General features: G+C 71.7%; 15 protein-coding genes and 2 tRNA genes. 4 read left to right on the forward strand and 13 right to left on the reverse strand.

The genetic code is table 11. The annotated features are described in order from the left end of the window. Positions 1-41: 41 nt before the first annotated feature. The 4 genes from GTW67_RS32945 to GTW67_RS32960 form a co-directional block, all read right to left on the reverse strand. Positions 42-590, reverse strand: a complete 549-nt coding sequence (locus GTW67_RS32945) for an HIT family protein (RefSeq protein WP_161168417.1) — start codon at positions 588-590, stop codon at positions 42-44. An 81-nt stretch (positions 591-671) separates the two neighbouring features. Then, positions 672-2,648 carry a threonine--tRNA ligase gene (thrS, locus tag GTW67_RS32950; RefSeq protein ID WP_161168418.1) on the reverse strand — a complete coding sequence of 659 codons (1,977 nt, stop codon included), beginning with the start codon at positions 2,646-2,648 and terminating at the stop codon, positions 672-674. Positions 2,649-2,739: 91 nt separating this feature from the next. Continuing rightward, a complete protein-coding gene (locus tag GTW67_RS32955) occupies positions 2,740-3,966 on the reverse strand; it encodes a hypothetical protein (RefSeq protein ID WP_161168419.1) in 1,227 nt (408 codons plus the stop codon). Then, a complete protein-coding gene (locus GTW67_RS32960) occupies positions 3,963-4,529 on the reverse strand; it encodes a DUF4365 domain-containing protein (RefSeq protein WP_161168420.1) in 567 nt (188 codons plus the stop codon). Before GTW67_RS32960 ends, GTW67_RS32955 begins: the two co-directional genes overlap by 4 nt. Before the next feature lie 171 nt (positions 4,530-4,700). Here GTW67_RS32960 and GTW67_RS32965 point away from each other — a divergent pair, with 171 nt between their 5' ends. Continuing rightward, positions 4,701-5,426 carry a 3'-5' exonuclease gene (locus GTW67_RS32965; protein WP_161168421.1) on the forward strand — a complete coding sequence of 242 codons (726 nt, stop codon included), beginning with the start codon at positions 4,701-4,703 and terminating at the stop codon, positions 5,424-5,426. Positions 5,427-5,492: 66 nt separating this feature from the next. Here the strand turns inward: GTW67_RS32965 and GTW67_RS32970 are convergent. From GTW67_RS32970 to GTW67_RS32985, 4 genes are all read right to left on the reverse strand, one after another. Continuing rightward, positions 5,493-5,564, reverse strand: a tRNA-Val gene (locus GTW67_RS32970). 39 nt (positions 5,565-5,603) lie between these two features. Beyond that, positions 5,604-6,053, reverse strand: a complete 450-nt coding sequence (locus GTW67_RS32975; protein WP_161168430.1) for an SRPBCC family protein — start codon at positions 6,051-6,053, stop codon at positions 5,604-5,606. 306 nt (positions 6,054-6,359) lie between these two features. Continuing rightward, positions 6,360-6,431: transfer RNA gene (locus GTW67_RS32980), tRNA-Val, on the reverse strand. A 79-nt stretch (positions 6,432-6,510) separates the two neighbouring features. Continuing rightward, positions 6,511-6,963, reverse strand: coding sequence for a TIGR02611 family protein (locus tag GTW67_RS32985; RefSeq protein WP_161168422.1), 453 nt, complete (start codon positions 6,961-6,963; stop codon positions 6,511-6,513). A 191-nt stretch (positions 6,964-7,154) separates the two neighbouring features. On the opposite strand from GTW67_RS32985, the gene GTW67_RS32990 reads away from it, so the two are divergent. Both GTW67_RS32990 and GTW67_RS32995 read left to right on the forward strand, forming a co-directional pair. After that, the gene (locus GTW67_RS32990) at positions 7,155-7,568 is read left to right on the forward strand and encodes an SsgA family sporulation/cell division regulator (RefSeq protein ID WP_004002642.1); all 414 of its coding nucleotides are present in this window, start codon (positions 7,155-7,157) and stop codon (positions 7,566-7,568) included. Between the two features lie 324 nt (positions 7,569-7,892). Further along, entirely contained in the window at positions 7,893-8,453 is a 561-nt protein-coding gene (locus GTW67_RS32995; RefSeq protein WP_161168423.1) for a CGNR zinc finger domain-containing protein, read from the forward strand. 50 nt (positions 8,454-8,503) lie between these two features. On the opposite strand, the gene GTW67_RS33000 is transcribed toward GTW67_RS32995, so the two are convergent. Next, complete coding sequence (locus tag GTW67_RS33000) at positions 8,504-8,683, reverse strand: hypothetical protein (protein ID WP_161168424.1); 180 nt, start codon at positions 8,681-8,683, stop codon at positions 8,504-8,506. A 144-nt stretch (positions 8,684-8,827) separates the two neighbouring features. Further along, positions 8,828-9,271 carry a hypothetical protein gene (locus tag GTW67_RS33005; protein ID WP_161168425.1) on the reverse strand — a complete coding sequence of 148 codons (444 nt, stop codon included), beginning with the start codon at positions 9,269-9,271 and terminating at the stop codon, positions 8,828-8,830. A gap of 205 nt (positions 9,272-9,476) precedes the next feature. On the opposite strand from GTW67_RS33005, the gene GTW67_RS33010 reads away from it, so the two are divergent. Beyond that, on the forward strand, positions 9,477-10,001 hold the full coding sequence (locus GTW67_RS33010; protein ID WP_202438021.1) for a DsbA family protein: 525 nt from the start codon (positions 9,477-9,479) through the stop codon (positions 9,999-10,001). A gap of 20 nt (positions 10,002-10,021) precedes the next feature. Here GTW67_RS33010 and GTW67_RS33015 read toward each other — a convergent pair whose 3' ends face one another. Genes GTW67_RS33015 through GTW67_RS33025 form a run of 3 tightly spaced genes read right to left on the reverse strand, consistent with a single transcriptional unit; the run spans position 10,022 to position 12,768 of the window. Beyond that, complete coding sequence (locus GTW67_RS33015) at positions 10,022-10,846, reverse strand: GNAT family N-acetyltransferase (RefSeq protein ID WP_161168427.1); 825 nt, start codon at positions 10,844-10,846, stop codon at positions 10,022-10,024. Between the two features lie 51 nt (positions 10,847-10,897). Next, the gene (locus tag GTW67_RS33020) at positions 10,898-11,719 is read right to left on the reverse strand and encodes an aminotransferase class IV (RefSeq protein ID WP_161168428.1); all 822 of its coding nucleotides are present in this window, start codon (positions 11,717-11,719) and stop codon (positions 10,898-10,900) included. Further along, complete coding sequence (locus GTW67_RS33025; RefSeq protein WP_161168429.1) at positions 11,716-12,768, reverse strand: chorismate-binding protein; 1,053 nt, start codon at positions 12,766-12,768, stop codon at positions 11,716-11,718. The genes GTW67_RS33020 and GTW67_RS33025 overlap by 4 nt, the downstream gene beginning before the upstream one ends. Positions 12,769-13,004 lie beyond the last annotated feature (236 nt).

The following is a 13,004-nucleotide window of genomic DNA, read 5'->3' on the forward strand; positions in this document are numbered from 1 at the left end:
GTGCCGCCCCAGCGGCACGACTGCCCGCAGCTGGGACGGCGTCAGACCGCCGGCCAGGCCTCCGCCAGCATCTTCCGCGTGTCCCCCAGCAGCTGCGGCAGCACTCTCGTGTGGCCGATGACCGGCATGAAGTTCGTGTCGCCGCCCCAGCGCGGGACGACGTGCTGGTGCAGATGCGCGGCGATGCCCGCGCCGGCCACCGTGCCCTGATTCATGCCGATGTTGAACCCATGGGCGCCGGAGGCGGTCCGCAGGGCCGTCATCGCCTGCTTGGTCAGCAGCGCCAGCTCGGCCGTCTCCGCGTCGGTGAGGTCCGTGTAGTCGGCGACGTGCCGGTACGGCACGGTCATCAGGTGGCCGCCGTTGTACGGGTACAGATTCAGCACCGCGTACACGTGCTCGCCGCGCCGGACGACGAGCCCGTCCTCGTCGGACTTGGCCGGGATCGAGCAGAAGGGACAGCCGTCGTCGGCGCCGGGGCCGCTCGGCTTGTTCTCGCCCTGGATGTAGGCCATCCGGTGGGGCGTCCACAGACGCTGGAACGCGTCCTGCGTCCCCACTCCGATCTGCTGCTCCGGCTCACTCGTCATGCGTGCAGCATATGGCGTCACCCGAGGCCACGGGAAAGGCCCCCGGGATCGCTCCCGGGGGCCCTGGGTCCGTCCGTACGGTCAGACCTGCGTCCGCTCCTCGACGACCTTCGCGATCTTCGCGATGGCCTCGTCGACGGGGATGCCGTTCTCCTGGGAGCCGTCGCGGTAGCGGAAGGAGACGGCCCCGTTGGCCATGTCCTCGTCGCCGGCGATGACCATGAAGGGCACCTTCTGCTTCTGCGCGTTGCGGATTTTCTTCTGCATGCGGTCGGAGGAGGAGTCGACCTCGACGCGCAGGCCCTGCTTCTTCGCGGCCGCGGCGAACTCCTCCAGGTACTCGACGTGCGCGTCCCCGATCGGGATGCCCACCGCCTGCACCGGCGCCAGCCACGCCGGGAACGCGCCCGCGTAGTGCTCCAGCAGCACCGCGAAGAAGCGCTCGATCGAGCCGAACAGCGCGCGGTGGATCATGACCGGCCGCTGCTTGGCGCCGTCCGCGCCGGTGTACTCCAGGTCGAAGCGCTCCGGCAGGTTGAAGTCGAGCTGGATGGTCGACATCTGCCAGGTACGCCCGATGGCGTCGCGCGCCTGGACGGAGATCTTCGGGCCGTAGAACGCCGCGCCGCCCGGGTCGGCCACGAGCTCCAGGTTCTGCTTCTCGGCGACCTGGCGCAGCGTCTCGGTGGCCTCTTCCCACGCCTCGTCGGAGCCGACGAACTTCTCCGGGTCCTTGGTGGACAGCTCCAGGTAGAAGTCGGTCAGGCCGTAGTCGCGCAGCAGGTTCAGGACGAAGGTGAGGGTCTTGTCCAGCTCCTCCGACATCTGCTCGCGGGTGCAGTAGATGTGCGCGTCGTCCTGGGTGAAGCCGCGGGCCCGCGTCAGGCCGTGCACGACGCCCGACTTCTCGTACCGGTACACGGTGCCGAACTCGAACAGGCGCAGCGGCAGTTCGCGGTACGAACGGCCACGCGCGTCGAAGATCAGGTTGTGCATCGGGCAGTTCATGGGCTTGAGGTAGTAGTCCACGCCCTCGTCGAGCTGCATGGGCGGGTACATGCCGTCGGCGTACCAGTCCAGGTGGCCCGAGGTCTCGAAGAGCTTCCCCTTCGTCGCGTGCGGGGTGTAGACGAACTCGTACCCCTCCTCCTCGTGGCGGCGCCGCGAGTAGTCCTCCATGACCCGGCGGATGATGCCGCCCTTGGGGTGGAAGACGGCGAGGCCGGAGCCGATCTGCTCCGGGATGGAGAACAGGTCCAGCTCGCTGCCGAGCTTGCGGTGGTCGCGCTTCTCGGCCTCGGCGAGGAACTCCAGGTGCGCCTTCAGCTCGTCCTTGGTGGGCCAGGCGGTGCCGTAGATGCGCTGGAGCTGCTTGTTCTTCTCGCTGCCGCGCCAGTAGGCGGACGCGTTGCGCATGAGCTTGAACGCCGGGATGTTGCGGGTGGTGGGCAGGTGGGGACCGCGGCAGAGGTCCTTCCAGCACAGCTCGCCGGTCTTGGCGTCCAGGTTGTCGTAGATCGTCAGCTCGCCGGCGCCGACCTCGACGTCCGCGCCGTCGTCGTGCGACGCGGAGCCCTTGAGGCCGATCAGCTCCAGCTTGTACGGCTCGTCGGCGAGCTCCTCGCGGGCGTCCTCGTCGGAGACCACGCGGCGGGAGAACTTCTGCCCCCGCTTCTGGATCTCCTGCATCTTCTTCTCGATGGCCTTGAGGTCATCGGGGTGGAAGGGCTTCTCGACGTCGAAGTCGTAGTAGAAGCCGTCCTTGACCGGCGGGCCGATGCCCAGCTTGGCCTCGGGGAACAGCTCCTGCACGGCCTGGGCCATGACGTGCGCGGTGGAGTGGCGCAGGATGTTCAGGCCGTCCTCGGAGGAGATCTCGACGCCCTCGACGGTCTCGCCGTCCTTGACCTCGTAGGCGAGGTCCTTCAGCTCACCGGCCACACGCGCCGCGATGATCGAGCGCCGGCCGGCGAAGAGCTCGGCGGCCGTAGTGCCCGTCGTCACCACGCGTTCTTCCTGCTCCGAATCGCGTTGGATGATCACACGGACGTCTGACACCGGTCTCTCCTGACTGAAGTGGGGCTGCGGCGCCATACCGGAGCGCACGCATGAGGGCGATCGTACCGACCCGGGACCACCCCGGTCGAAATCACTCCTCGCCGCAGGCCTCCCCGAAGACGTCCAGGTTCTCCTGGAGGTCCTTCAGCAGCCGGTCCCGCTCGGCGTCGTCGACCTGCACGGGCGCCACCTCGCAGGCGCCGGTGAGGCGGCGGAACCCGCCCCGGCTCTCCAGCCGGCCCAGCACGCGCACGGGCAGCCCGACCAGGTGCGCGTGTCCGGCGATCCGGTACGCCTCCTCGTCCAGCGTGATCCGCACGTGCGGGACGTCGGCCCCGGCCAGCACCCGCAGCCGTACGGTGCCGGCGCCGCGCGGCCCGGTGCGGCGCATCCGCACGACCGTGCCGGTGAGCCGCACCGGCACGGACGGCTCCGCGCGCAGGTAGCGGGCGCCGGCCTCGCGCAGGGCGGGCAGGTCGCCGGGCGAGAACTCGACGGGCTCGGCGAAGGCGGCGCAGCCCTCGGGAACCCCGGCGGCCGGGGCCCAGGCGACGGCGACGCGGGCGCCCTCCGTGCCGCGGACGAGGGTGACGAGCGCCTCGGTGAGTTCGTGGCTGACGCCTGCCGCGACGGCGCTGTCGAAGGCGTCCATGGCGCCGGTGGCCCGCCGGTAGTCGACGGCCTCGCGGGCGGCGAACAGGGCGTGGTGGAGGCGGACGGCGAGGGGGCGGCCGGTGGTGACGGGCACGAAGGCGGTGAGGCGGCGGCCGTCGGGGGCGGGGCCGACCAGGACGTTCGCCAGAGAGGCGGCGGCGGAGCGGCGGTGCCGGGCGCCGTGGTATCCGGTTCGGGCGCGGGTGGCGAGGGCGCCGGCGAGCAGGACGCGCCGGGCGGCGGAGCGCAGCTGCTCCTCCACCGTCCAGGACGCGGTGCCGGCGGGGCCGGTGGGCAGGTCGCGCCACCAGCGGATCTCGTCGCTGGGGACGGAGAGGGAGACGAGGATCTCGCGGGCGGAGGGCGTGCCGCTGCGGGACAGGGCGAGCAGTGCCTCGCCGAGCAGGTCGTCGCTGTCGGGGAAGGCGCGGCTGTCGGGCACCAGGAGGCTGGTGGTGCCGCCGGGGCCGGGCGGGGTCCAGCGGCCGTAGCGGCCCGGGGCGCCGCCGCGCCGGTGCCAGCCGTGCCGGTGCAGCAGGGCGGCGAGGACGGCGGGGTCGACGGCGGCGGGCTCGGGGGTGCTGCCGTCCCAGGCGGTGGTGCCGGTGTCTGCGGGGTGCGGCCGGACGGGGCGCAGGGGCTCGTGGGTGGGGCGGTGCGTCATGGGTTCCCTCCCGTCCCGACCCGCGTCATGATCTCGCACAGCGCCCGGTCGTCGAAGACCCGCGCGGTCGGTATCCGCACGGTGGTGCGCCGGCGGCCCGTGACGGGGTGTCCGGCGAGGTTGGTCCAGTAGCAGCAGTGCCTGAGGTCCAGCCGGTCGTGGCCGGCGCGCAGCCACTGGTCCCGGGACCGGGGGACGATCATCACGACGAGGATCTTGTGCACCGACACCGGGGTGCGGGCGAGCTTCGCCAGATGGTCGTTGTCGAGGGTGAAGGAGAAGAAGCGGCCCGGCGGGCTCGGCGGGATCTGGTAGGTCGCCTTGAGCTGCACCTTGATGGTGACCTCGTCGTCGACGACGTGCCCGGGTGCGCTGTGGCTGACGTGCCAGTCGATGCCGTTGTCCGGGAAGGGCTGGGACAACGAGCAGCCGGCCGCCGCGGCGACCGCGTGCAGATAGCCGACCTGCAAGGTCTCCATGCAGGCGGTGGTGGCGAGGGAACCGCGAACGGTCGCCGTGAGCTCGGGCAGCAGCCCGCCCCGTTCGGGCTGCGCTATGGCCATGGCCAACAGCCTTCCAGAACTGGTGTAACCACGCTGCGGGTCGCTGAACTGCAAAGACCCGTACTCCTGTTGTGTCCTTCCGGCGTACGTCGCAAACAGCCCGGGTATCACCGAACCGGGACAGAGGACGGCGCGTCAGCTGCCGTGCTTGGACGAGGAGTTGAGTGCCCTATGACGTGCTGGTTCGAGGGGCCGCTGGCCGCCTTCGACACGGAGACCACGGGTGTGGACGTCGAGACCGACCGGATCGTGTCGGCGGCCCTGGTCGTCCAGGACGCCCCGGGGCTGCGGCCCCGGGTCAGCCGCTGGCTGGTGAACCCGGGTGTGCCGGTGCCCGAGTCGGCGACGGCGGTGCACGGGCTGACCGAGGAGCATCTGCAGCGCAACGGCCGCTGGCCGGCGCCGGTGATGTACGAGATAGCCGAGGCGCTGGCGGAGCAGGCCCGGGCCGGCCGGCCGCTGGTGGTGATGAACGCGCCGTTCGATCTGACGCTGCTGGACCGGGAGTTGCGCCGCCACCGGGCGTCGTCGCTGGCCGCGCGGATGGAGCGGGCGTCGCTGTACGTCCTCGATCCGCGGGTGCTGGACAAGCACCTGGACCGGTACCGCAAGGGCCGGCGCACCCTCACCGACCTGTGTGCGCACTACGGCGTCGAGTTGGAGGGCGCGCACGATGCGGCGGCCGACGCGCAGGCCGCGCTGGGGGTCGTGCGGGCGGTGGGGCGCCGCTTCCAGTCCCGGCTGGAGCGCCTCTCCCCCGCCGAGCTGCACACGCTCCAGGCGGTGTGGCACGCGGGGCAGGCCCGGGGGCTCCAGGCATGGTTCGCGCTCAACGGGACGGAGGAGGCCGTGGACCCGGCCTGGCCGCTGCGTCCGGATCTGCCGGCGGCGGCGTGATCGCACGGAGAAGGCGTGATCACACGAAGAAGCCGGTCCGTCATGTGACGGACCGGCTTTTCCCGGTGGGCGATACTGGGTTCGAACCAGTGACCTCTTCGGTGTGAACGAAGCGCTCTCCCACTGAGCTAATCGCCCGGGAACGCACTGAACAATACAGTGACCGGCACGCTCACTTCAAACCGCGTTCAGGCGGGCCGCCAGTCCGCGCCGGCCCGCCCGCATCATCAGCCGGTGGTTGGCCCGGAACAGGGGGCGTCCGGGCACGGCGAGGCGGCGCAGCAGGGGCTTGCGGACGTCGACCTCCTGGTCGTAGCGGACGCGGCTGCCGCCGGTGCCGTCGGGGGCGACCGTCCAGCGGGCCCGGCCCTCGATGTCGCCGGACAGGGAGACCTCCAGCACGCCCGCCTCCGGGTCCCGGCGCGACTCCCGGACGGTCTGGGTGAGGTCGTACGGGAGGAGGGAGCGGATCCGGACGGTCCCGGTGGTGGTGTCGAGGCGGGTGACGTCGCGCACCTGGGGCCACCAGCGGGGGTAGTCCTCGATGCGTTCCAGCTCGCGGTAGACGGCGGCGGGTGGTGCGGGCAGGGCCCACAGGCTGCGGAAGACGTAATGGTTCCAGTCCACGCGTGGAGTGTGCCCGGGCAGGACATTCTTCGCCTCGCATTTGCGGAGAAATGTGCCGGCATTCTGGAAGACGTCCGGTGGATTTACCCCGGAGGCCCGGGTGTCGAAGTAGTCGGAGAAGCCGCCCTTGGCTTTGATCCAGGTCCCGGCGCTGCGCTGCGCTCGGTGACGGATCGTCACCGTTCCGGCTCCTCGTCTCGGCCTTCGCTGATTCGTTTCATGAGCAGGCACGGCCGTACGGGCCGGACGCACACATGACGAAGCGGCCCGGCTCACGATCGTGAGCCGGGCCGCCTGTTGATCCGGTGGGCGATACTGGGTTCGAACCAGTGACCTCTTCGGTGTGAACGAAGCGCTCTCCCACTGAGCTAATCGCCCGGACGCAGGAAGAACATTACCCCATGTCAGGGGGTGCCCGTGACCAGCGGGGGCCGGTCGGCCGCGACCCCGCCGCGGATCACTGGTCCTTGATCTTCCAGGGCATCTGGAGACCGAACTTCCACAGGTAGATCCCGGCCAGCACGCCGATGATCACGACGCCGACCGAGGTCAGGATGATGTTCCGGCGCCGCACCTTGGGGTCGAGGGCGCGCTGCGCCGCCTCGGTGACCTTGCGCTTGGTCCAGCGCAGCACCAGCTGGGCCCACACGAACTCGGTCGCCCAGATCGCCATGCCGCCGAAGATCACGACCCAGCCGGGTCCGGGCAGCGGCAGCATGATGATGCCGGCCACGACCACCGCGAGCCCGACGACGAAGACGCCGACCTGCCAGCTGACGTGCAGGGCGCGGCGCGCCTTGATGAATTCCGGTGCCCGCGACCCGAGCGCGCGCTGGTCCGGCGCGCCCTCCGTCCCCGACGGATCCGGCGCCACGGCGGCCTCGCCGGGCTTGTTACTCCCCGTGTTCATACGGCCAAACACTACCGGAGCGAAACCTGTCACCGGAATGGGCGCACAGCGCGAACGATCTTTCGGCCGGAAGAGTTACGTAAACGCACGCAAAACACTCAGAGGGGTTTACAACGGCACCGTAGGTGGCATGTCGATTTCGCCGACGTGCGAATCCCCGAGCGCACACTGAGCGAAAGGCCCTGGCGCTTATGAACACCACGGTCAGCTGCGAGCTGCACCTGCGCCTCGTTGTGTCGAGCGAGTCCTCCCTGCCTGTCCCCGCAGGCCTGCGGTACGACACGGCCGACCCCTACGCCGTGCACGCCACCTTCCACACCGGAGCCGAGGAAACCGTCGAGTGGGTGTTCGCCCGCGACCTCCTCGCCGAAGGTCTCCACCGCCCCACGGGCACCGGCGACGTCCGTGTCTGGCCGTCGCGCAGTCACGGTCAGGGCGTCGTGTGCATCGCCCTGAGCTCTCCGGAGGGCGAGGCGCTGCTCGAGGCCCCGGCGCGGGCCCTGGAGTCCTTCCTGAAGCGCACAGACGCCGCCGTGCCCCCCGGCACGGAACACCGGCACTTCGATCTCGACCAGGAGCTCTCGCACATCCTGGCGGAAAGCTAGGGCGAGGCCCCGTGAAGCCGCCCGGCGCCGTCGACTCGGGGTGACGGCACGGGCCCGGACAACCGCATACGGCACACACCGGCGTCGCCACCGCGGATCCCCCGCGGGGCGGCGCCGGTGCGCGTTCCCGGGGGCGTGGGGGCCGGGTCTGTGCGGGAAGGGCGGGGGCGGGAACCGGCGGGAACCAAGGGGCGTTCCGCCGCGTTGTATCTGGCACCGCGGGACGGGGACGTGGGCGAGGCCGGTTCCGGTGGCGTGGGAGCCACTACCATCGGCCAGCATCGGCGGGCGTCCGCGCCCGACCCCCAGGCCAGGGAGCAGAACGTGCTGATCACCCACGACACCCGGTGCGCGCTCGACACCGTGGTGGATCTGGTGAACACCGTGCCGGAGGACGACTCGGCGCAGGACGGGCTGCCGGACATCGCGGCCCTAGCGGAATTCGTGGGGACGCACGACATCAGCGACGTGGGCGTCCTCTCGGAGCTGGACCTCGCGGCGGTCCGCAAGATCCGCGGACGGTTCGCCGCCGTCTTCGCCGCCCCGGAGCCCCGTGCCGCCGCCGGGCTGATCAACGAACTGGTCGCCGCCGCCGGGACCACGCCCCGGCTCACCGACCACGACGGCTACGACTGGCACATCCACTACTTCGCGCCCGGCGCCTCGGTCGCCGACCACCTGGCCGCCGACTGCGGCATGGCCCTGGCGTTCTTCGTGGTCGCCGGGGAGCAGGAGCGGCTGCGCCGGTGCGAGGCCCCCGACTGCCGGCGCGCCTTCGTCGACCTCTCCCGCAACCGCTCACGGCGGTACTGCGACAGCCGTACGTGCGGGAACCGGCTGCACGTGGCCGCGTACCGGGCGCGGCGCAAGGAGGCCACGGGCTGAGAAGGGCCGACACGGCCCCGGCGGGTGACGCCGGGGACCGCGGGTACGGCTCACAGCAACAGCAGGTCGTGCAACGCAGCCATGAGGATCAGACACCCGATCACCGCGAGGAAGATCATGAGCGGTGGCTGGGAAAGGGCGAAGAGGCAGCCGCGCGGTTCGTCCTGCGGTGGCGCGGTTTCGCTCTGTCTCGTGTCCAGCTGTGTGTCCAGCTGAGTCGGGTCCGGCATCTCGCGGCGATGATGACGCAGCGCACCCGCCCGGCGCGATCAACACGCCCGTGCGGACCGGGTGGTCGTTGAATTCCGCAAGGTCCGGACCGGATGGTGATCGTTCCGGAGCGCCCGCTGACGGGCCCGGACCGCTGTGTCGTTTCAGATGCCGTGCTTCTTCAGGATGGCCTCGATGTCGCTGAAGTCGTCGTCCCCGCGGGGCGCGCTCGCGGGCCGGGGCGACGCGGGGGTGGCTGCGGAGCCGCCCAGGGAGGGTTTCGAGGCGGACGGGGCGACCGCGTCGCGCTGTGCGGCGGCCCGGGCCTCCTTGCGTTCCTTGCGGGTGCCGCCGCGGCGGCGCTCCACGGCGCGCGTGGTCATGAACAGCAGCCAGGCGACGCCCAGCACGCCGAAGCCGGCCCAGGCCGTCGGGCTGAAGGCCGTGTCGGCGAGCCACTCCACGACGCCCGTCATCACGAGGCCGACCGGAATCAGTGAGTACGCGGCGATACGGGCGGCCGTGAGGAATCGCCTGCGGTACGCGGTGACCGCCGCGATGCCCAGGCCGGCCGCGGACACCGCGGAGCAGACGGTCTCGGCAATCATCCGGTCCTCCAGGCTGGCGCTCGGTCGGGCATGTGCACTTCCGCCCCTTCCATCCTGCACCGCCGGGGCCCGCGGGGGCCACGCTCCGGCCCGAGATCAGGGAGATCTAGGGGTCGGCTTCCTCCCCAGGTGCCGGTGACGGCGTACCTCGGCGGCGCCCCGGGTCCGGTTGGGCCGCCCTCGCGGAGGCTGGGAGACTGGGGGCATGAGCGACTCCTCCCCCGTGCCTGCCGCCGTTCCCGTTCTCGACGTCTGGTGCGAGTTGCAGTGCCCGGACTGCCACACCGCCCTGGACGACGTCCGCGCCCTGCGCGCCCGCTACGGCGACCGTCTCGACGTGCGGCTGCGGCACTTCCCGCTGGAGAAGCACAAGCACGCCTTCGCCGCCGCGCAGGCCGCCGAGGAGGCCGTGGAGCAGGGCCGGGGCTGGCCGTACGTGGAGGCCGTGCTGGGCCGGGTCGCGGAGCTGGACCGCAAGGGCGAGCCCTTCCTGGTCGAGGTGGCCCGGGAACTGGGACTGGACGCGGAGGAGTTCGACACCGCCCTCGTCGACGGCCGGCACATTCTGATCGTCGACGCCGACCAGGCCGAGGGCAAGGCGATCGGCGTGACCGGCACGCCCACGTACGTGATCGGCGGCGAGCGTCTGGACGGCGGCAAGAGCCAGGAGGGGCTGCGCGAGCGCGTCGAGGAGATCGTGGACCGGCTTCTGGCCGGCTCGGAGGCCTGAACCGCCGCCCGTCACGGCCGCTACAGCAGCGGCTTGTAGTAGCCGTACCGGACGGTCTCGTAGCCGAGCGACTCGTAGAGCCGCTCGGCCGGGGTGTTGCCGACGAAGACGTTCAGGCCGACGAGGCGCCGGCCCGCGGCGAGCGCCTGGGTCTCCGCGAGCAGCATCAGCGCCCGGCCGTGTCCCTGCCCCCGGTGGGCCGCGTCGGCCTCCACGTCGAAGACGTAGGCCTGGTCCTCGCGCAGCGCCAGCCACAGGATGCCGACCCGGTCGCCGTCGTGCTGGAGGACGCTGAACAGCATGTTCTCGGTGTCCAGCCCTTGCGGCAGCAGGGTGCGGTGGTCGTTGCGGGCCTTGGCGCGGGCCTCGGCCTCCGGGAGGCCCTGGTCCATCCAGGTGCGGGCGTACTGCTCCGACTGGTAGGTCTGCCAGGCGTCGAACTCGGCGGGCGACATGGGGCGCGAGCTGCTGCCCGCCGGCAGTGCGGGCGGGATGTCGCCGAGCGGCTTCGCCATGCCGCGGGTGCGCAGGACGTAGCCGAGCGCCCCGGCGAGGTGGGGGCCTGCCTCGTCGTCGGCGGTGACGCTCACCTGGATCTGCCGGCAGCCCCAGCTCCGGGCCACCTCCTCCGCGGCGAGGGCGGCGACCGTGCCCCTGCCGCGCCGGCGGTCGGGTTCGTCGATGCGCAGCTCGTGGATCACGGCCACCGAGTCGCCGAAGGCCGGGGAGGTATCGAGGTGTATCGCGCCGACGGGACGGCTGTTCACGCACACCTGGTAGCGGCGTGAACGGGTCCCGTCGGCCGCGCGCTGAAGCGGCTCGGTCGGCCGCAGGGTCGTGGTCATCAGGGGAGTTCTACCCCTGGCGCGGCCCCGGCAGCAGCCGAATATCGCCGGTCACGGGTCGAGGTCGTCCCCGGAGCGCTCCTCGAAGATCCGCATGGCCTTGGCGGTCACCGGGCCCGGTGCGCCCGGCAGTTCGCGGTCGTCGATCCGGTGCACGGCCTGGACGTCGCGCAGGGTGGAGGTCAGGAAGACCTCGTCGGCGCGCTCCAGGACGTCCAGCGGGAGGTCGGTCTCGCGGGCGCCGGTCCACTCGACGGCCAGGGCCCGGGTGATGCCGGCGAGGCAGCCGGAGGCGACCGGCGGGGTGTGGATCTCGCCGTCGAGGACGACGAAGACGTTGGACCCGGTGCCCTCGCACAGCTGCCCGACCGTGTTGCCGAACAGGGCCTCGGTGGCGCCCTGTTCGCGGGCGCGGGCCAGGGCGACGACGTTCTCGGCGTAGGAGGTGGTCTTCAGGCCGGTGAGCGCGCCGCGCTCGTTGCGGGTCCAGGGCACCGTGATCACGGCGGTGGAGTCGGGGCGGCGGCTCGTCTCGCCGAGGGCGACGACGAGGGTCGTGCCGTGCTCGCCGCGGTCGGAACCGAGGGGGCCGTGGCCGCCGGTGTAGGTGACGCGCAGCCGGCCGAGCGGCATCGGGTTGGCCTCGATGACCGCGGCGCAGGCGCGGCGCACCTGGTCCAGGTCGGGTTCGGGCAGGCCGAGGCCGCGGGCCGAGCGGGCCAGCCGGTCGAGGTGCCGGGTCAGCGCGAACGGCCTGCCGTCCACCGTCTTGACCGTCTCGAAGATGCCGTCGCCCACGGTCAGCCCGTGGTCGAACACGGAGACACGGGCGGACTCGATGTCCTGCAATCCGCCGTCGAGCCAGATCTTCACGTCTGTTGCGCCTCTCCACCGATGTCCGCCTCGTACGCACCCGACGCTACCGCGAGCAGCCGGGACGCCTTCAGTTCGGTCTCCCGCCACTCCCCCTCGGGGTCGGAGCCCCAGGTGATGCCGGCGCCGGTGCCGAAGCGCAGCAGCCCCGCGGTCCGGTCGATCCAGAAGGTGCGGATGCCGACGGCCAGCTCGCCGGTGCCCCGGTCGGCGTCGACCCAGCCGATGCCGCCGCAGTAAGGGCCCCGGGGCGTGGTCTCCAGCTCCTCGATGATCCGCAGGGCGCTCGACTTGGGGGCGCCGGTGACCGAGCCGGGCGGGAAGGCGGCGCCGAACAGCTCCGGCCAGCCGGCGCCGGTGCGCAGCTCGCCGCGCACGGTGGACACGAGGTGGACCAGTCCCGGGTGCTTCTCCACGGCGCACAGGTCGGGCACCGTCACGCTGCCGGTGGCGCAGACCCGCCCGATGTCGTTGCGGACCAGGTCCACGATCATCACGTTCTCGGCGTAGTCCTTGTCCAGCAGGTCGGCCTCGGTGCGTCCGGTGCCCTTGATCGGCCCGGACTCGACGGTCCGGCCGTCCCGGCGCAGGAACAGCTCGGGCGAGGCGGTGGCGATCTCGACCCCGTGGCCGGGCAGCCGGACCGTCCCCGCGTACGGCGCGGGGTTGCCGCGGGCGAGCAGCGCGGTGAGGGCGTCCACGTCGGCGTCGGGGGCGACGGGCGCCGACAGCACCCGGCAGAGGTTGGCCTGATAGACCTCGCCGGTCGCTATGTACGCGCGGATGCGGCGCACGGCGGCCGTGTACGCGTCGCGGTCGAGGGAGGACGTCCAGTCACCGACGGCCGGCCCCCGCCACCGGCCCGGCACCGGCGCGGGCACGGCGCTCGTCGTCACGTCGGCGAAGCGTGCGCAGGTCAGACGGCCCTCGAAGTCGGCGCACACGGCCCAGAAGCCACGGGAGTCGAGGGCGGCGGGATCACTCGTGACGTCGAGCAGACCGGTGGCGAGACGGTCCCCGAAACGGGCGAGGGGAGGGAGGTGGAGCACGTGGCCGAGTCTAGGCGGCGTGTCGTCGAGGTGACCCGAACGTGTCCTTCCGGGGGGCCTGACCAGGTCCGTGCGCCGGGGCACCGCAGCACGCTGCACAAACGCGTTTTTGTACTGGCTCCGGAATCCGCTAGAGTTCAACACGTCGCCGGGACGCGCAAGCGGACCGAACCGACAGGCGGACGTAGCTCAGTTGGTAGAGCGCAACCTTGCCAAGGTTGAGGTCGCGAGTTCGA

Source organism: Streptomyces sp. SID5910, assembly GCF_009862125.1.
Classification (GTDB): domain Bacteria; phylum Actinomycetota; class Actinomycetes; order Streptomycetales; family Streptomycetaceae; genus Streptomyces.

Excerpts from the sequence above, each read along its gene's own strand:
- GTW67_RS32945 (WP_161168417.1), bottom strand. The coding sequence starts at position 590 with ATGACGAGTGAGCCGGAGCAGCAGATCGGAGTGGGGACGCAGGACGCG.
- GTW67_RS32955 (WP_161168419.1), bottom strand. The coding sequence starts at position 3,966 with ATGACGCACCGCCCCACCCACGAGCCCCTGCGCCCCGTCCGGCCGCAC.
- GTW67_RS32960 (WP_161168420.1), bottom strand. The coding sequence starts at position 4,529 with ATGGCCATAGCGCAGCCCGAACGGGGCGGGCTGCTGCCCGAGCTCACG.
- GTW67_RS32965 (WP_161168421.1), top strand. The coding sequence starts at position 4,701 with ATGACGTGCTGGTTCGAGGGGCCGCTGGCCGCCTTCGACACGGAGACC.
- GTW67_RS32985 (WP_161168422.1), bottom strand. The coding sequence starts at position 6,963 with ATGAACACGGGGAGTAACAAGCCCGGCGAGGCCGCCGTGGCGCCGGAT.
- GTW67_RS32990 (WP_004002642.1), top strand. The coding sequence starts at position 7,155 with ATGAACACCACGGTCAGCTGCGAGCTGCACCTGCGCCTCGTTGTGTCG.
- GTW67_RS33000 (WP_161168424.1), bottom strand. The coding sequence starts at position 8,683 with ATGCCGGACCCGACTCAGCTGGACACACAGCTGGACACGAGACAGAGC.
- GTW67_RS33005 (WP_161168425.1), bottom strand. The coding sequence starts at position 9,271 with ATGATTGCCGAGACCGTCTGCTCCGCGGTGTCCGCGGCCGGCCTGGGC.
- GTW67_RS33010 (WP_202438021.1), top strand. The coding sequence starts at position 9,477 with ATGAGCGACTCCTCCCCCGTGCCTGCCGCCGTTCCCGTTCTCGACGTC.
- GTW67_RS33015 (WP_161168427.1), bottom strand. The coding sequence starts at position 10,846 with ATGACCACGACCCTGCGGCCGACCGAGCCGCTTCAGCGCGCGGCCGAC.